Annotated in this window: 20 protein-coding genes and 1 other annotated feature; of the genes, 2 read left to right on the top strand and 18 right to left on the bottom strand. The window is 34.8% G+C overall.

Annotated elements, in window-relative coordinates; all coding sequences use genetic code 11:
• Positions 1–3 precede the first annotated feature (3 nt).
• The 6 genes from scpB to M2098_RS08935 form a co-directional block, all read right to left on the bottom strand.
• A complete protein-coding gene (gene scpB / locus M2098_RS08910) occupies positions 4–540 on the bottom strand; it encodes an SMC-Scp complex subunit ScpB (protein WP_280683744.1) in 537 nt (178 codons plus the stop codon).
• A gap of 1 nt (position 541) precedes the next feature.
• Positions 542–1267, bottom strand: a complete 726-nt coding sequence (locus M2098_RS08915) for a segregation/condensation protein A (protein ID WP_280683742.1) — start codon at positions 1265–1267, stop codon at positions 542–544.
• A 190-nt stretch (positions 1268–1457) separates the two neighbouring features.
• Positions 1458–2459, bottom strand: coding sequence for a Holliday junction branch migration DNA helicase RuvB (gene ruvB / locus M2098_RS08920; protein WP_280683739.1), 1002 nt, complete (start codon positions 2457–2459; stop codon positions 1458–1460).
• 3 nt (positions 2460–2462) lie between these two features.
• Complete coding sequence (ruvA, locus tag M2098_RS08925) at positions 2463–3038, bottom strand: Holliday junction branch migration protein RuvA (RefSeq protein ID WP_134170670.1); 576 nt, start codon at positions 3036–3038, stop codon at positions 2463–2465.
• Between the two features lie 5 nt (positions 3039–3043).
• On the bottom strand, positions 3044–3700 hold the full coding sequence (locus M2098_RS08930; RefSeq protein ID WP_280683736.1) for an HAD family phosphatase: 657 nt from the start codon (positions 3698–3700) through the stop codon (positions 3044–3046).
• Entirely contained in the window at positions 3700–4461 is a 762-nt protein-coding gene (locus M2098_RS08935) for an exodeoxyribonuclease III (protein ID WP_280683734.1), read from the bottom strand. The genes M2098_RS08930 and M2098_RS08935 overlap by 1 nt, the downstream gene beginning before the upstream one ends.
• A gap of 171 nt (positions 4462–4632) precedes the next feature.
• Here M2098_RS08935 and M2098_RS08940 point away from each other — a divergent pair, with 171 nt between their 5' ends.
• Both M2098_RS08940 and M2098_RS08945 read left to right on the top strand, forming a co-directional pair.
• Complete coding sequence (locus M2098_RS08940; RefSeq protein ID WP_280683733.1) at positions 4633–6315, top strand: Na/Pi cotransporter family protein; 1683 nt, start codon at positions 4633–4635, stop codon at positions 6313–6315.
• A 64-nt stretch (positions 6316–6379) separates the two neighbouring features.
• A complete protein-coding gene (locus M2098_RS08945) occupies positions 6380–6814 on the top strand; it encodes a GNAT family N-acetyltransferase (protein WP_280683732.1) in 435 nt (144 codons plus the stop codon).
• Between the two features lie 36 nt (positions 6815–6850).
• On the opposite strand, the gene greA is transcribed toward M2098_RS08945, so the two are convergent.
• The 12 genes from greA to M2098_RS09005 form a co-directional block, all read right to left on the bottom strand.
• Positions 6851–7327: a transcription elongation factor GreA gene (gene greA / locus M2098_RS08950; RefSeq protein ID WP_134170679.1), complete on the bottom strand. Its 477-nt coding sequence runs from the start codon at positions 7325–7327 to the stop codon at positions 6851–6853.
• A gap of 69 nt (positions 7328–7396) precedes the next feature.
• Positions 7397–8449: an endolytic transglycosylase MltG gene (mltG, locus tag M2098_RS08955; RefSeq protein ID WP_280683730.1), complete on the bottom strand. Its 1053-nt coding sequence runs from the start codon at positions 8447–8449 to the stop codon at positions 7397–7399.
• Positions 8442–8687: a DUF1292 domain-containing protein gene (locus M2098_RS08960; RefSeq protein ID WP_280683728.1), complete on the bottom strand. Its 246-nt coding sequence runs from the start codon at positions 8685–8687 to the stop codon at positions 8442–8444. Before M2098_RS08960 ends, mltG begins: the two co-directional genes overlap by 8 nt.
• A gap of 35 nt (positions 8688–8722) precedes the next feature.
• The gene (gene ruvX / locus M2098_RS08965; RefSeq protein ID WP_134170685.1) at positions 8723–9139 is read right to left on the bottom strand and encodes a Holliday junction resolvase RuvX; all 417 of its coding nucleotides are present in this window, start codon (positions 9137–9139) and stop codon (positions 8723–8725) included.
• A gap of 1 nt (position 9140) precedes the next feature.
• A complete protein-coding gene (locus tag M2098_RS08970; protein ID WP_067423808.1) occupies positions 9141–9407 on the bottom strand; it encodes an IreB family regulatory phosphoprotein in 267 nt (88 codons plus the stop codon).
• A gap of 59 nt (positions 9408–9466) precedes the next feature.
• Positions 9467–12097, bottom strand: coding sequence for an alanine--tRNA ligase (gene alaS, locus M2098_RS08975; RefSeq protein WP_280683723.1), 2631 nt, complete (start codon positions 12095–12097; stop codon positions 9467–9469).
• Positions 12098–12135: 38 nt separating this feature from the next.
• Positions 12136–12323, bottom strand: a binding site (T-box leader).
• Positions 12324–12339: 16 nt separating this feature from the next.
• The gene (locus M2098_RS08980; protein WP_280683721.1) at positions 12340–13557 is read right to left on the bottom strand and encodes an MFS transporter; all 1218 of its coding nucleotides are present in this window, start codon (positions 13555–13557) and stop codon (positions 12340–12342) included.
• 140 nt (positions 13558–13697) lie between these two features.
• Positions 13698–14132 carry a hypothetical protein gene (locus M2098_RS08985; RefSeq protein ID WP_280683719.1) on the bottom strand — a complete coding sequence of 145 codons (435 nt, stop codon included), beginning with the start codon at positions 14130–14132 and terminating at the stop codon, positions 13698–13700.
• A 117-nt stretch (positions 14133–14249) separates the two neighbouring features.
• The gene (locus M2098_RS08990; protein ID WP_280683717.1) at positions 14250–16418 is read right to left on the bottom strand and encodes an ATP-dependent RecD-like DNA helicase; all 2169 of its coding nucleotides are present in this window, start codon (positions 16416–16418) and stop codon (positions 14250–14252) included.
• Between the two features lie 3 nt (positions 16419–16421).
• Complete coding sequence (locus M2098_RS08995; protein ID WP_280683715.1) at positions 16422–17126, bottom strand: type II CAAX endopeptidase family protein; 705 nt, start codon at positions 17124–17126, stop codon at positions 16422–16424.
• Positions 17098–18285, bottom strand: a complete 1188-nt coding sequence (gene mnmA / locus M2098_RS09000) for a tRNA 2-thiouridine(34) synthase MnmA (RefSeq protein WP_134170698.1) — start codon at positions 18283–18285, stop codon at positions 17098–17100. Before mnmA ends, M2098_RS08995 begins: the two co-directional genes overlap by 29 nt.
• 65 nt (positions 18286–18350) lie before the next feature.
• A complete protein-coding gene (locus M2098_RS09005; RefSeq protein WP_280683713.1) occupies positions 18351–18983 on the bottom strand; it encodes a GyrI-like domain-containing protein in 633 nt (210 codons plus the stop codon).
• Positions 18984–19126 lie beyond the last annotated feature (143 nt).

Raw genomic sequence — 19126 nt, forward strand, 5'->3', positions numbered from 1 at the left:
TTTCTACCTATTATCGAATAGTTCTTCTTGAACTACTACTTTGTGATCTTCCAACTCTGGCAATTCTTTTAAACTTTGCAATTGGAATGAATCCATAAATTCTTCCGTCACTTCATAAAGGAATGGTCTACCCGGTGCATCTGAGCGTCCACATTCTTTTATCAACCCACGTGCTAATAATTTTCGAATCATCATATCTGCACCAACTCCACGAATTTCTTCAATTTCGCTTCGAGTAATTGGTTGTTTATAAGCAATAATAGCAAGTGTTTCTAATGCTGCACTTGATAAAGTTGCCATTTTATTTGATGAGAATAGTTTTGCAGCATATTCATAGACATGTTCTTTACTTACAAATTTATAGCGTCCACCAAAGTGTATCAACTCTACACCATGTTGATTTTGTAAGTATTCATCCATTAAGCTGTCCATATAGGACTCCAATTCATTTTGCTTTATTTCTAATGTTTCTAACAGTTGTTGGTCACTTAAGCCTTCATCTCCTGCCAGAAACAGTAATCCTTCTATAATATCTTGCATCTTAAACTCCTGTAATTAACCAAATTTGGTCATCTTTATCTACACTATATTGAATTTCTTGATTTTTGATTAAATCCAATATTGCTAAAAACGAAACAACAACCATATGCAAAGATGTACAATCATCACATAACTTTTCAAATGATATTTTCCCTTGTACATGTTTTAAACGACTACGAAGTTGTTCACTTCTTTCTTCGCTACTCATTTCTTGAATGGTCATTTGGGTTTCTAGTGGTTGACTTAACTCAAACCTACGGATTACGCGATTCATCGCTTTAATCAAATCGTATGGATTCCCTTTATAATCTTCAATAGTTACTTGTTTCATATACTTTTCAGCTTCTTGAGAAAGTGGACGCTCCATCATCTTTTGACGACTTTCATAGTGTTTTTCAAATGTCTCACTTGCCTTTTTAAACTTTTCGTATTCCAATAAACGTTTTACTAATTTATCACGTTGATCTTCTTCATATTCTTCAGCGATTTCCACTTTTTCACGTGGTAATAAGCGTTTGCTTTTATATTCTAATAAACCTGCAACCTCACTTAAATATTCGCTTGCAACTTCTAGTTTAAGCGATTCAAATGCATTGATGTATGCAAGGTATTGATCGGCTAGGATATTCATATCCAAATCAAAAAGATCTAGTTGATTTTCTTTCACTAGGTGGAGCATTAAATCAAGTGGGCCATCAAACTGGTCAATATGTATTTCAAAGTCCATATGTTATATCCTTTCCAAAGTTCTTACGTTATATAGTATAGCAAATATCACACATGCATAAAAGTGAAACGTATGTGTAAATACTTGTGTAGCACCTTAGTATTTTACCATTAATCAATCGATTTGCATAATACAAAATGAAAGGATTCTTTCTTCCTGACAAAATAAAAAACCGATGCAATCACCGGTTTTAAAACAGTCCATCATCATGGTGTATTTTTAAATGTTCATATGCTTTATTAGAGACCATTCGTCCTCGTGGTGTTCGGGTAATAAAACCAATTTGAAGTAAATATGGTTCATAGACATCTTCAAGCGTTGTTGGCTCTTCCCCAATACTACTTGCGATTGCCTCAAGACCAACCGGACCGCCTTTAAATCGCTCAATAATTCCGCGTAAGTACTTATGGTCAACATCATCCAATCCCATATGATCAACTTTCAAACGATCCAAAGCCATAGTTGCAATTTCTAAAGAAATTACACCATCATTCATTACTTGAGCAAAGTCACGCACTCGACGAAATAGACGATTCGCAATTCTTGGAGTTCCACGTGAACGCATCGCAATTTCAGTTATTGCATCTTCATGAATTTGAGTTTCCATGACCCGTGCAGTACGACGCACAATTTTTTCTAACTCTTCTTGTTTGTAGTATGCTAGTTGATTGACAATTCCAAATCGATCACGTAAAGGTGCACTTAAATCCCCTGCACGAGTTGTTGCTCCTACTAGTGTAAAAGGTGGTAAATCCAAACGAATACTACGTACACTACTGTCCTTACCAACAACGATATCTAAACAATAATCTTCCATTGCTGGATACAAGATTTCTTCAACCACTTTACTTAGGCGATGAATTTCATCAATAAATAGTACATCACCAGGTTCTAGTTGCGAAAGAATAGCAGCAAGATCTCCACTTTTTTCGATGGTTGGTCCACTGGCAGTTTTGATATTTGTTCCCATCTCATTTGCTAGAATGTAAGACAATGTTGTCTTTCCAAGACCTGGAGGACCATATAGCAAAACATGATCTAGTGCTTCATTTCTTTGCTTTGCAGCTTGAATAAAGATTTTTAGATTCTCTTTTAAATCATGTTGTCCGATATATTCATCAAGTGAGGATGGACGTAAACTACTATCATCATCACTAGTCATGATATCGCCACTAACAATTCTATCTTCCATGCGTTATACTCCTTTTTGTTTTGCCATGATGCTAAGTGCTTCCTTAATATAAGCATCAACTGTTGTTGCACTTGATTTACGAAGTTCCTTCACTATCATATTCACTTCTTTTGGCTTATATCCTAAACTTTTTAGTGCATCAATCGCATCTAAGAGTTCATCATTGTCTTTAACATCATCATTTGCTTCTACAAGTTTTCCTTTTAGATCAAGAACAATTTGACTAGCTGCCTTGTTTCCAATACCTGGTAAGCTTTTTAAATATGCCATATTTCCAGATTCAATGGCTTCAACAATGGTAGAAATCCCTCCAGCTGCTAATGCATTAATGGCAATTTTAGGTCCAATACCTTTTACGGAAATTAAACGTTCAAACAATTCTTGTTCCTCCAGTGAACAAAAACCAAATAGAATTTGCGCATCTTCACGGATGTGCTCGTATGTATAGATTAGTACTTCTTGTTGAAGATTTAATGTTGTTGGATTTGGCATGAATATTTTATAACCTACCCCATTGCAATCCACAATTGCGTAATCACTTGTATATCGAAAAACCTTACCTCTAATAAATGCAATCATATCTGTTACCTTTCAAATTCTGTAAAATCGCGAATGAAAATATCCGCCACTGCTTTAACTTCTTTATTTTGATGTACTGTAAGTATATCTTCTACAGCACACGTTTGAAATCCTTCTTTTTTAGCCACTTGTAATGCGACTAGTAAATCTTCAAACACCATAGTTTTTTTAATGGGTACATCTAACTTTTTAGCACAAGCTAAAAAGACATCAGGAAACTCCTTGTTTTTTCCAACATCTTTACATGTTAATAAGAAATCAAAATATTTAAGTATTCCAAGGCGATCTAGCGCTAATAAAGCGTGTTCCTTTGTACATGAAGTCGCTATACACATCTTGATGTTATGTGCTTCTAAATCCGCTAGAAATGCATGAACTCCTGGTTTTGTTGGAATTGTATCACGATACGCCTCCTCTGCCATTTCATTCCAGTCATCCATAATTTCTTCTTTTGTTTTCGGCAACTCAAATCGCTCTAAAAAATAATCCGCACTTTCATTAAATGTCATACTTTTGATATCTTCACTAATTTGATCATCAAATGGAATATTAAATCTTGCAAGATACTCCTTATCAATATCTTGCCATAATCCCATGGAATCCAATAAGGTTCCATCTAAATCAAAAATACATGCACTTGTTTTATGATATGGAAACTTCATTAGTTTGCCTTGATATCCAAAGTTACTGGACAGTGGTCACTACCATATACGTCACTAAGGATACTTGCTCCTACAAGTTTATCTTTTAATTTCTCAGATACTAGAAAATAATCAATGCGCCATCCTGCATTATTTGCACGTGCATTAAAACGATATGACCACCATGAATATGCCCCTTCTAGATCTGGATAGAAATAACGGAAGGAATCGATTAATTTTCCATCTTCTAAGATATGCGTAAATGAATTTCTTTCCTCATCAGTAAAACCAGCATTTTTACGATTGGTTTTTGGATTTTTCAAATCAATCTCCGTATGCGCAACATTTAAATCACCACAAATGATGACTGGTTTACTTTTCTCTAATTCTTTAACATATGCAAGAAATGCTTTATCCCACTGCATCCGATATTCCAAACGTTTTAATCCTTCACCTGAATTGGGTGTATATACATTAATCAGATAGAACTCATTGAACTCACAAGTAATTACACGACCTTCATTATCGTGTTCCTTTTCACCAATCCCATAACTTACACTTAGTGGTTTAGTTTTGGTAAAAGTTATAGTTCCGGAATATCCTTTCTTTTCTGCACTATTAAAATATTGATAGTATCCATCTGTAAGTATTTCAGCTTGTCCTTCTTGCATCTTACTTTCTTGAATACATAATACATCTGGGCTACTTTCTTCAAAGAATTCATAAAACCCTTTATTCATTGCGGCACGAATGCCGTTTACATTCCATGAAATTAACTTCATAATACACTTCCTTTGCTTCTGTTTACTGTCTTCAATTATACAAGAAAAGCCATTGTTTATCCACTTTTTCAACCATTGTGAAAAATCTTATGGGAAAAGCGAAAGTTTTTGTGTTTTTTTGCTAAAGAAATTGTTAAAATAAGAATAGTCATATTTCGTGGGAGGACTACTATGCTACATTTAGCTACAAGCACACCAACGGTTCAATGGGACTATATCCTTGGAGGATTTGCCCTATTCCTATTTGGAATCGAGTACATGGGTGCTGGTTTAAAAAGCATTGCTGGTGACAAGCTACGTGATTACATTGATCGATATACATCCAAACCTTGGAAAGGTATTATCATCGGTGCAATCATTACGACTGTCATTCAATCCAGTAGTGCCACAACTGCTATTACCATTGGATTTGTAAGAGCAGGACTTATGAAATTAGAACAAGCTGTCGGTATCATTATGGGTGCCAACATCGGAACAACGATTACTGCTTTTCTAATTGGACTTAAAGTTGAAAAGATGTCTCTCATATTCGTGTTTGTTGGGGTACTGATTACATTATTCTCAAAACGAAAGAAACACATATATGCAGGACAGATATGCCTTGGATTCGGTTTACTTTTCTTTGGACTTCGTCTAATGGGTGATGAACTATCACTATTAGGTGAATTCGAGCAATTCCATGCATTTGCTACACAAATGGCAAAACAACCATATCTTGGTATGATTGCAGGTACGATTTTAACTGCCGTCGTGCAATCAAGTAGTGCCGTTATTGGGATTGTCCAAAAACTTTATGAATCAGGTGCAATTGAATTAACAGCTGCCTTGCCATTCGTATTTGGAAGTAATATCGGAACAACGATTACTGCTGTTTTTGCTTCAATTGGAGGAAGCGTGCCAGCTAGACGAACCGCCGGAATTCACGTTATGTTTAACGTCTTCGGTACACTTTTGTTTATGATATTCTTAAACCCAGTTACGGGATTAATTAAAAATATCGCAGAAGCACTGGATTTAGCACCAATGATGCAAATTGCCGTTGCGCATATTATCTTTAACTTAACCGTTACGATTCTTGCCTATCCATTTATTAAGCAAATGGTGTACATTGTAAAACGCGTGATTCGTGGAAGTGATGAAAAAGAAATCGAAATTGACACATCTGGACTTGATCCATTATTAATTCAAACACTTCCTGCTGCAGCAATTAACTCTGCACGTAACGCAACTTTAAAAATGGGTGATTTAGTACAAGAAGAACTAAAAGAAAGTTTAGCCTTCTTCAATACAAAATCTGGAAAACATCGTGAAGGTACACAGCAATATGAAGATGCTGTAAACACATTGGACTCAAAAATTACAGAATACTTAATTCAAATATCACATGAAGAATTAGCGCAAGATGATACAGATGCATTGATTGCTAACTTACAAGTCATCAAAAATATCGAACGTATTGGAGATATTACAATGAATCTAATTGGATTCTATGACCTTGTTTATGATGAAAAACAAGATTTCTCAGATCATGCGAAAGAAGATATTAATGCTATGAGTAATGTCGTAATTGAAATGATTGAATTGACTATGCAATATTACTTTGAACCTGATGAGAGTATTGCACAACAGATTCAAGATAAAGAAAACTATTTAGATATGCTTGAAGAAAAAGGACGTAAACGTCACTTCAAACGTATGTCATCAAATGAATGTAGACAGGATTTAGCTGCAAGTATTTTTGTGGATATCTTAAGTAACTTGGAACGTATGGGTGACCATACATACAACATTATCAAAATGTTGAAAGATCCAACTCCACAACATGAGCCAATAATTCCAGTTGTCGAAAAATAAGCAAAGATAGCCCTTGTGGCTGTCTTTTTTTCTATATATACTATCTATATATTGGAGGTTTTTTATGTTACGAAATATCAAGATAAGCGATGCAAAACGTATTGTGGCAATTAATTCTCTTGCTCTAGGTTATGATGCCTCTTTAACACTCACACAAAATGCTATTAATACTGTACTTACTGATACAAAACATCATATTTTAATCGTGTATACGGATGATCTAACGGATACATGTTTAGGCTATGTACATGCTGAAGTATATACAACACTTTATTCAGAAACCATGTTAAATGTACTTGCAATAGCCGTTGATCCAGTTTCTCAACACAAAGGGATTGGTAGTTGTCTACTACAAGCATTAGAAGCAAAAGCAACTGCAATGGATATTCATCGTATTCGACTGGTATCTAGTGAATTTAGAAAAGCAGCACATGCATTTTATGAAGCAAATGGCTATCACTCTAATAAAATGCAAAAAAACTATCAAAAAAGTTTGTAATAGCATAAAAAAAGTCCACTCATTTGGACTTTTTAATTATGATAAACTAAGAATTTTTACTTTGTATGGATTTTCAACATTTGTTACTGTAACTGTTGCCCCTACCTTACTATCTAATAATGCAGCAGCAAGTGGTGTAACATTCGATAATTTTCCACTAAATGGATCAGCTTCTACAGAACCTACAATTGTGTATGTTTCTTCTGTATTTGAATCCAAATCCAAAATCGTAACTGTTGAACCTAAAGAAACTGTCTTTTTCTTTGTTTTTGTATCATCGATAATTTCGATGTTTGCAAGCATTCCTTCAAGTTCAGTAATACGAGCTTCTACTCTTGCTTGGTGATCACGTGCAGCATCATAATCCGCATTTTCACTTAAATCCCCTTGGGCACGAGCTTCTTGAAGTTCTTGAATTACGATATTACGTTCTTCATGCACCAAATGGTGTAATTCATCTTTTAATTGTTCATAACCGGTTTGGGTTACTAATACTTTTTCTTGATTTTCCAAGTTCGTCACTCCTTTAGTTTTTCTATTTCGCTTTGGTATTATACCATGTTTTTTATAAAGATTCTATGTTTAATAGTCCAAATACTTTTCGACGTTTGCCAGATGTTCTTCATATGTTTTAGCATAATATACTTTTCCATCCCCTTGTACATCAGCAATAAAATAATAGTACTCATGACTTGCAGGATGTAATGTAGCTTCTAATGCTTCTTTTCCTGGATTCAAAATCGGTCCAATTGGCAATCCTTCATACAAATATGTGTTATACGGTGATTCCACTGTGTACTGTATTTCGCAATCTAACCAACTGTCAAATTCATAAAGTGAATAACATACTGTTACACTTGATTCTAGCTTTTGGCCAATGTTTAAACGATTGTAAAATACACCTGCTACATTTTCCATATCTTCTTTTGTCGAAGATTCAAATTGCACAACACTTGCAAGTGTCACAATCTCATGAATACTTAAATCACTAGCTTCAACATCTGCTTTGATTTTTTGGTATTCCACATCGAATTGATTTAAAAATGTATATGTTATATCTTCTAAACTAGCTTCTTTATTGAAATAATACGTTTCTGGAAAAAGATATCCTTCAAGTTTTACACGATATGATTCATTAAAGATATCATCGGTTAAAAACTCGTAATGTTTCATCGCTTCTTTTAAGAATTCATCATTATTCCACAATGCTAATAAATCTTCAGCATTTATGCCTAGTTTCTTCTCTAATTCAGCTGCAATATCTTTTGCCCATATTCCTTCTCTAAACGTGATAAGGACTTCATCATTTTTTATATTTTCAGATTTTGTTAGATAATCTAAAATCTTTGGTGTACTCCAACTTTTATCGATTACATACAGTCCAACAGCAAATGAATCATACCCGTTTAATCTTGCAGATATCTTCGCAAAACTTTCGTTTTTTATGATGCCATCATTTGCTAGTCGATCAATAATTGAACTTTGGTTATCACCATCAACGATTTGAAAGCGTACTTCTTCACTTTTACTACTCACTGGTTCAAGATTGATTTTATACATGGCAAAAGTTGCAATACAGCAAACGATGATAACTGCAACTACACTGACAATAATTAGCTTTACTTTCTTAGACACCTTCTGTGTCCTCCGTGAAGGCTAAAATGACTTCTTCAATCATTTCCCACTCTTCATCTGTTTCAACTGGTAGTAAACTTCCATCTTCGTCGTATGCTGAAGCGAAAAGTTCATCATCTACAGGTTGCATATCTTGAAAAACGACATACTTTTTATCACCATTTTCAAATGTGAATAATATGCGCATTTCCTTTTCGTTTCCATTTTCATCTTGGATAAACATTGTATTTGATTCCATCTTAGCTCTCCTCTAACAAAACAAGGGCTTCCGCCCTAGTTTTTACTATTCAAATAGTCTTGCAAAATCGTTACCGCTGCAAGTTGGTCAATGACCTTTTTACGTTTCTTACGTGAAACATCTGCATGAATTAAGGTACGCTCAGCAGAAACAGTCGTTAGGCGTTCATCCCATAGGACAACATTCATACCATTATCTTCTAAACGTTCTTTGAAATCCATCGATATTTCACCACGTATTCCAACATCACCATTCATATGCTTAGGTAATCCTAAGACAATCGTCTTGATTGACATTTCTTTAGCGATTGCTAACACTTGGTTTAAACAATCATCATAATCACCATCAGCAAAACGAATCGTCTTCACTGCTGAGGCGATAATTCCCATAAAATCACTAACTGCAACCCCACAGGTTACACTTCCTAAATCGAGTCCTAGTATTTTCTCCATACTATTCTTCATTCTTAATTGCACTTAAGTAAAAACGTACAAGTTCCTCAATGATTTCATAGCGGTCAGCACCTTGAATAATCGTACGTGCATTCTTGTGTGAAGAAATATACGCTGGATCATTTGAGATTAAATAACCAGAGATTTGGTTAACCGAATTATAACCACGCTCTTCTAATGCTTCTTGAACCAAACGTAATACATGTTTGATGTTATCTTTTTTAAAATCATCAGAAGTAAATGCCATTGTTTGTGTTGTATCTTTCATATTAATACCCCCTTATTCGGATAAGTACATTTTACAATATTTATGGACACTTGGAAAGTTTAATGCGACAATCCAAGCGTTTTCTTTACAGATTCTAGTGCTTCATCAACTTTTGAAGCATCTTTTCCACCTGCTTGGGCTAAATCTGGACGCCCTCCTCCATTACCACCGCAAATTTGTGCAGCTTCTTTTACAAGATTTCCACAGTGAATTCCATTAGAAATTACATCTTTGCTGGCAGCAGCAACAAATACCACTTTGTGCTCATCATAACTAGCTAAAAATACCACAGCTGAACCAAGTTTATCTTTCATCGTATTTGCCATATCTTTCAATGCAGATCCATCAGCACCTTTTAATGCTTTCACAAGAACTTTGTATCCATTTACTTCTTGTGCTTCATTTAACATGTTATCTGCTTGGCTTTGCATTGCTTTTGCTTCAAGTGCACTTAATTGTTTTTGTAAGTCTTTTAGTTCATCTTGTAGTGTTTTTACTTTATCTTCAACACCAACTACAGTTTTCATCTTTAAGTTACTTGCAATTGTTTTTAAAGTTGTTTCACTTTCTTTGAATCCTTCATATGCTGCATAACCAGTTTTAGCAACCATTCGACGAACTCCCGAACCAATAGATTCTTCAGAAACAATTTTAAATACACCAATACTTCCTGTGTGGTCAACATGGCATCCACCACAGAATTCCATAGAGACATCACCCATACTTACAATACGAACTTCATCTCCATATTTTTCATCGAACATTGCTGTTGCACCTGTTTTCTTTGCATCTTCAATATTCATGTATTCAATATTTACATCATTATCTAATTCAATAAATGCATTAACTGTAGCTTCAACTTCACGAAGTTGTTCATCACTTACTTTTTCAAAATGCGTGAAGTCAAAACGCAAGTATTCATCACTTACATATGAACCAGCTTGTCCAATATGATCACCGATTACTTTTTTTAGTGCACTTTGTAATAAGTGTGTTGCACTGTGATTACGCGTTGTTAAGACACGTGTTTTTTCATCTACTGCAAGTTCTACAACATCACCAACTTGTAAGGTAACATCTTCTAATTCCACCGTGTGTAAGAATTGTCCTTGTGGTGCTTTTTTTACATCAAGAATTGCATATGCTTGTCCATCATAGTTCATGATTCCTTTATCTGCAACTTGTCCACCACTTTCTGCATAGAAAGGAGTTTGATCAAAGATAACTTCTCCTGTTTCAGTTAATGAATCAACTTTCTTCCCATCTTTGAATACACCAATAACTGTCGCTTTTGCTTGTAAGTTATCGTATCCAACAAATGTGCATTCTTTATCAAAAGCCATTAAGTCAGGCGATTGACTTGTCATAGAACCAGATTCACCACGCGCATTACGTGCACGATCTCTTTGTGCTTTCATTTGTGCATCAAATCCTTCTTTATCGATGCTCACACCTTCTTCTTCTAAGATTTCTTGTGTAAGTTCATATGGGAATCCATACGTATCGTATAATTTGAATGCAACTTCACCAGAGAAGATTTTTCCATCCATTTTTTCTAGTTCTTCATTTAACAGCTTTTCACCATGATTTAGTGTTTTATGGAACGTCTCTTCCTCTGTCTTAATCAGATTTTCATTAAAACTAATTTTATCCATTAAGTATGGATAGTAGTCTTTCATGTTTTCAGACACAATAGATACCAAGTCGTACATAAATGGTTTATCTAAACCAAGTTTAATTCCATAACGAACCGCACGACGAAGCACACGACGAAGCACATATCCACGTCCTGTATTTGCAAACATTGCTCCATCACTTAAAGCGAACACAACTGTACGGATATGGTCAGCAATTACGCGATATGCCATCTTGTATTCCCCTTCATAAGGGTGGCTTGCAATTTTTTCTACTTCTTTAATAATTGGCATAAATAAATCGGTATCGAAGTTTGTTTCTCCACCTTGAACAATCGATACTAGACGTTCAAGCCCCATTCCTGTATCAATGTTCTTTTGTGGTAGTTCTTTATATTCACTTCTTGGAACTGCTGGATTTGCATCGTATTGTGAGAATACAACATTCCACACTTCGATATAACGATCATTTTCTAATTCTTCAAAGAACAGTTTTTCACCAACGTTTTCTGGATCATAAGCTTCTCCACGATCATAGAAAATTTCACTATCTGGTCCACTTGGTCCTGCTCCAATTTCCCAGAAGTTTCCATCCGTTTTTAAAATATGACTTGGATCCACACCAATTTCATTAACCCATGTGTCATATGCAACAGTATCATCTGTATATACAGAAATATACATTTTTTCTTTTTCCATACCGATATATTCTGGACTTGTTAGAAATTCCCAAGCAAAGTGAATTGCTTCTTTCTTAAAGTAATCTCCAATTGAAAAGTTTCCTAACATTTCAAAGAATGTATGGTGACGTGCTGTCTTACCAACATTTTCAATATCATTTGTACGAATACTTTTTTGCGCATTAGCAATACGGTTACTCTTTGGCGTTTCACTACCATCAAAGTATTTCTTTAATGCTGCAACTCCAGCATTAATCCATAACAAAGTAGGATCGTTATGTGGAATCAATGATGCACCTGGCTCAATCATATGTCCATTCTTTGCAAAATAATCCAAGAACAATTGTCGTATTTCATTTCCACTTCTATATTTCATCTTTTTTTCCTCCATTACAATAAAAAAACGTTCCCAATAACAGGAACGTGAATACGCGGTACCATCCTGATTCATAGATTTCTCTATGCACCTTAATTATCTGTATCGTAGATTGTACGTTTAAACTCCAAAGTAGCTTCCCTAGCTTGTTTCTAAAAGCTTTCACCAACCGCTTTCTCTCTATATAGACAGCTTTCTAAGTACTCATCTTCTTCATCGTTTACGTTTGAATTGTAGCATACTTAGACTTGCTTATCAAGGTTTCTAACACTTTTTACAGAGATTCCAAAACCCACAACAACTAGACTTACCACACCAGTCAAAACAAACCATGAAGGTACTCCAAAGCCGTTAGTATACATCGCAGCTAAGGCAAGTCCAATTGGTGAAGCTAGAGTCATTAATGACATAGAAACACTTGTTACGCGGCCTAAATACTCTGGCTGAATTTTATCTTGCATCAACGCCATAAATGTAGCATTGAAGAATGGTCCACAGAAACCAAACACAATGGATAAGATTGCAAATACAGTAAATGCATTTGTCGGTAATATTCCTTGTAATATCGTAACAATTGAAAATAAAGCAACAGAACCATAAATCGTAATCATCTTATTCTTTGTGCCTCCCCATAAACCAAGGACAAGTCCACCAACTAACATTCCTACTGCAAACAATGTCTCAACTAGTCCTGCATGAGAGATTGTTTTCCCAAAATACTCGGTACTCATTAGAGGAAAGAATGTTCCAATGGGTATCATAAATATCTGACATACAGAAACCAAAATCACAAGATAAAATAATCCTTTATTTGACATTAGGGTTTGTAGACCTTCTTTTGTATCTTGGAATATCATCAATGGTTTTTCTTCCTCATCTAATAAACGCGGAATATATGTTAAGGCAACACTACCAATTCCAATAATTGCTCCTACAACATCTAATGATAGGATCAGCCAAAATGGAGCAATTGCATATAGTGCAGCAGAAATTGCTGGACTTAAGATAAATGAAATGGATTGTAATGCATTGGTATATCCATTTGCCTTTGCTAGATAATCTAAAGGCACCATAAGTGGCGTTACTGCATTGATACATGGCTGGTGAAAGGTTTGTCCTAATGATCGTACAAAGATCACCATGTAAATCATCCATGTTGGTAATGAACCACCAAAGGCAATGACAATTGCAAATAATGTTGTTATGGCAATCATGCCATCTGCGACCATCATAATAATTTTACGATTGTTGCGGTCCACAAAACTACCAGCAAACGGTCCTAGAAAAGCCATTGGCAAATAGGCAATCATTGTGGCAATCGATAGTGCAGTTGCAGATCCTGTTGTATCTGTGATATACCAAATAAATGCATACTGGACAATTGCACTTGTTAGTAAAGATATCGCTTGACCTGACCAAAGTGTAAAGAAATTCTTTTTCCATTGTTTTACTTCATTCATAAATACTACCTCTTTTCGAGTGTAGTGTATCTTAATACAATCATTCTTACAATCGATATAGACTAAGTGGTAAGTATACATCACCAACAGGTAAAAAAAGGAATGCAAAGTCATCTGCAAACCTTTTTGATATTCATTGATTATGTAAAACTATTTGCTAATTCTAAAACAAGTTCGAGAACTTCATCTTCACTAATTCCGACATCAGCAAGTATATCTTCAAACTGCTTTTTATCCTGTACATTTATTTTTTCATCATTTATTGAATACACCAGCGCTTCATTTACATCAATAATCAAAACCCCATTTTCAATGATTGGATCTTTTTTTGTATCCACTGTAAACTGCAGTTGTACATGTACAGACTCTTGCTTATCAACAAATTGGTATGTTTCATGTTCCATATCCACCAAGGTTATTGATGAGCCTCCCTTTCTAGTCGCTCCAACGTCGAATTCCTTCTTATGAAACAAGGAAACAGTTTTTTTCGTACTTGATGCTGTACATGAAACACATACCGCAAGTAGTAAACTCAAAAATAAAGCTGCTTGTACACGCTTCTTTGTGATTTTCATAAAACATACACCCCCATTTACTATTATCATTTTCATCATAGCATACATCTATACGCATTACTATATTTCTTCATTTCAAAGAAAAATGCTAACCAAACTTGGCTAGCACGATATGTATCAGTCAATAACTTCTTTGATTCGTTTTAATAAACTTGTTTTTCGATCTTGCGTATCCAGTCGTGATACTCCTTTTTGCAAGTATTCTTCACTTCCAAGTAATACTAAAGAACGTTTTGCACGTGTAATTCCTGTATAGATCAAACGTCGTTGCAACATATAACTATAGTCTTTTACAATTGGCATAATGACAATTGGATATTCACTTCCTTGTGCTTTATGAATCGAAATACAATATGCATGTGTTAGATTGGAAAATGTCTCTGGTGTATATTCTACAATCGTCCCATCGAAATCAACAATCATACGTGCTTGATGATCAACGGTTTCCTGAGCAGTAACAATCTCAATAACCTTTCCGATATCTCCATTAAAGACATACTCATCAGGTTGGTTTTTAAGTTGAAGCACTTTATCATTTTCTCTAAAGGTACGATAGCCAAAATGTAGCTCGTTTTTTTCATAACTCCGTGGATTACACAATGCTTGCATCGCTTTATTGATAGCATCAATTCCTGCCACTCCATTATACATAGGAGCAAGAATTTGAATATCCATTTCATCATAGTTTTTATCCAATGCACTTTGTACGATTTTACCAACAAGTTCCTTTACTTGATAGTTCTCACAAGGATACATCTTTACATCGCTTTCTCCGTGAATGGATGTAATCATTCCCTCTTTTATTTCATGCGCAAGTTCGATTACTTCACTGCCTTCACTTTGACGATAAATATGATCAAGGCGTGTAATTGGACATAACTTAGATAATAATAAATCACGAAGTACAAATCCAGGTCCTACTGAAGGAAGTTGATCTTCATCACCAATTAGTAGAATACGTGATACCTTTGCACTTGCTTTGATCAAATTATGAAACAGCCAACTGTCAACCATTGAAAACTCATCAACAATAATAAAATCTGCTTCAATTGGATCATGCTCATCTACGGCAAACGTATTACTCTCTAAATCCCATTTTAAGAGCGAATGAATCGTCATTGCATCAATTCCTGCAAGTTCCTTTAAACGTTTAGCAGCACGCCCTGTTGGCGCACACAACGCAATTGTAGAATATGGGAACATCTCTTTATAGATATCAATAATCGCTTTAACAATTGTCGTCTTACCAGTTCCAGGTCCACCAGTCAAAATCGACAATGGAGATGCAAAGGTTGTTTCGATCGCTTCAATTTGTTTTTCATTATAAACAATCTGCATTTGTTTGGCATGCACATCAATTCGTTCTTTGATTTCTTTTCCTGCTTTTTTTATAAACTCTACTTGAGGAAAATGCGTCAATGTATGTGCAATATTTGTTTCGGCTTCATATTGACTAATATGGTATAGATTTTCATCTTCAACGACAATTTGGTTTTCAAATTCTAAATCACTTAAGTATTCTTCAAATTGTTCTTCTTCAATAAACCCAAACTCTTTTTGAATACGGCGTTGAACATCTACTCGTGGCACATATGTGTTTCCTGTATTCATACATAGTTGCATAACTAGAGCACCAATAGCTGCTTTAATCCGTTCAGGATTGTGCGTTTCAAATCCTAATTTCATTGCGATTTTATCAGCGGTTTTAAATCCAATTCCATCAACATCATAAACCAAACGATATGGATTTTTCTTAATAATATCAATGGCTTGTTTATCATAAATACTTTCGATTTTTAAGATATTTTTTTGACTTACACCAAACTGTGTTAAAAATACAACAGAATCATCCACCGTATTATGAATCCCTTCTTCAATTGCAGTAATTTGTTTTTGCGTTAAACTTGGTATTTGACGTAAAACTAGAGGATCTTCACGAATGATATCAATTGCTTTTTCACCAAGTGCACTAACAATTTTTTGCGCAGCTTTTTTTCCAATCCCACTGAAAAGTGAACTTGAAAAAAAACGAATGAGCGCTTCTTCATCACTAGGTAATACTTTTTCATAACTTTCACATGCAAACTGAAGACCATAACGAGGATGTTCTTTATATCCTCCATACAGTCGATACAGTTGGTTTTCTAAGAGTTCTGAAAAGTATCCAGTAATTGTAAACTGCTTTTCGTTTTTTTCATTTGTTTTAAACTTTGCGACTGTATAGTGGTCACTTTGAAAAATGATAGCAACAAAGTAACCTTCAATACTCAGTTTGTTTTCATCCATATATCACCTTAACATAAACATTGCTAAAACCGACAATCCATTATAAAATGCGTGTCCAACAATTGGCACATAGATCGAGTGGGTATCTTCATACATTTTCGAGAAAACTACACCCAATAATGCGTACAAAATTATATATGTAAAATCAGCTAAATTTCCTTCAATTAGTGAACTAAATACATGCATTAATCCAAACATTCCACCAGAAACAATTGCAGCAAAGATAAATCCATACTTGCGTAAACCTCTAAAAATAACACCTCTAAATACAAGTTCTTCTAAAATTGGTGCAAAAATGACTGTCGCAATTGCTTGCAACACCATATTTTGATTAAACATCGTTTGTACACCTTCTTGATTCGAACTCGTATTTGTCTCTGTTAATAAGCTAATTAGATTTCCAACGACAATGTTAATCAGATAAAGTAATCCAATACCAATTAAAATCGTACGAAATGCCTCTCCAGCATTAAACTTCGTTTCACCTTTAAGCAATGGCAATGCTAGTTTGATAGCGACAATGACACCAATTAAATACGTAAAGAATAATAAATTCACATCACTGGTTGTATGTGTTAGTTCCATGATAATCAAAACAACGATTGGAACAAGAAATAACCATCCAATAAAATACCAGGCAAGTAAACCAAGCATGCGTTTACTTGATAGTAGGTTTTCTTTAAATTGATTTGTCTTTTCTAAATTCATTTACTTTCTCCTTGATTGCTTGATGTACATCCTTGTTTTCGTGGTTGTACACTTCTTCAATCACACCACCACCAAGACAGATTTCTCCATCATAAAATACAGCTTCTTGTCCTGGAGTAACCGCTGCTACTCCTTGCGGATAATACACCATAACTTCATCATCACTAATGATTTTAATTTCTACATCATTATCCTTTTGACGATATCTAAATTTCGCAGTTGCTTTACATGTCTCTGGTCGCTTTTTACGTGAAAACCAGTTTACACCACTTACACGACATGAAGTAGATAATAACCATGGATTATCTTCTTTTGCGGCTACATAAAGTTCATTTGTTTCCACATCTTTTCCAACAACAAACCATGGACCTCCTTCACCACCAATACCTAGACCTTTTCTTTGTCCAATTGTATAGTAAAGTACACCCACATGTTCACCTAGATCGTTTCCCGTATCAATATCGATAATACGACCATTTTTTGCCGGTATATAGTTTGTTAGAAACTCTCTGAAATTTCTTTCTCCAATAAAGCAAATACCTGTAGAATCTTTCTTTGTTGCTACATTCAAATCCAGTTCTTTAGCTATTTCTCTTACTCTTGGTTTATCGATATCACCAATTGGAAATAATGCTTTTGCTAATGCATCTTGCGAAACTTGACACAAGAAATACGTTTGATCTTTATTACTATCTGTCCCTCTTAACATTACACTTTCATCATCGTTATGTACGACTCTAGCATAATGTCCAGTTGCGACATAATCAAAACCGTTTGCTTTCGCAAACTTCATAAAACTATCAAATTTTATATATTTATTGCATAAGATATCAGGGTTTGGCGTTCTTCCTTTTTTGTATTCATCAATAAAGTATGTAAATACTTGATTCCAGTACTCTTCAACAAAATCAACACGTAGTAGTTCTAAACCAAGTTTATCTGCTACTTTTTTTGCATCATTGTAGTCTTCTTCCTGTGGACAAATATCATTTTGAATCGTAGGGTTACCTGCAATGTCGTTATTTGCATATGCATCCCAATTGCGCATAAATGCACATGTAATATCGTATCCTTGTTCTTTTAGTAAGTATGCTGCTACAGCACTATCCACACCACCTGATAATCCAACCAATATCTTTGCGTTCTTTAAATCTTTCATACGGCTTATATTATACCATAAATGAAAAAAAGTACAGTCTAACCTTCTAGAGTGTACTTGAAATATTATACTTTCTTAATCGGGTGACGAACTACGGTTCGTAAGTTTTCAGGTTTTGCTTTTCGAGGATCTCCTAAATATATTTCATGATGATGACGCATATCATTAATATCAAGTTCGTATCCCTGCTCCTTCATATAGGCATCCATTTTCGCAATTGTCTTAGGTTCATCATCGTATGGTCCAATATGCATACACTGTACACACATTTCTTCATCATAAACAAAAAACTCAACTCTACTAAAATCTTTGCCTTTCTTTTCGGATGCCGTTTTGATTGCCCAAGCTACATCTTCTTCTTTGATAAAATCAGGAAGACGAATCATAGATATATACTCAAATAAATCCTTACGCGTATAATCAAATCCCTTAATGCCTGTTTGCCACCATAATCCTTCTAATGGCGGAACTACATACTTATAATACCCTTCCATTTGATAATCACTCATATAACTCATTTTCAAAGTGTAAGCAATTCCATATAAGGCTTCCAAACATTGACTATACTCACCGTTTGGATCATTAGGATCTCCTTTTCCTCTTACTGCAATAAATTGCATTTTGGGTACATTAATGATCGTTGGTTTTTTAGGTGGTGTATATAATTCCTTTTCTGTCTTTTTAAAATCTAAACTCATAGTCCAACTCCTTTTTTTAAGTATATCATATGAATTTTATATAAATACAAAAAAGACACCCGAAATGGATGTCTAATCAACTGGCGATTTGCTATTTTCACTTGGGCAGGCCAAGCTATCGTCGCCGTTAAAGTGCTTAACTT

This window comes from Breznakia sp. PFB1-19, assembly GCF_029893935.1.
Classification (GTDB): domain Bacteria; phylum Bacillota_I; class Bacilli_A; order Erysipelotrichales; family Erysipelotrichaceae; genus Breznakia; species Breznakia blatticola.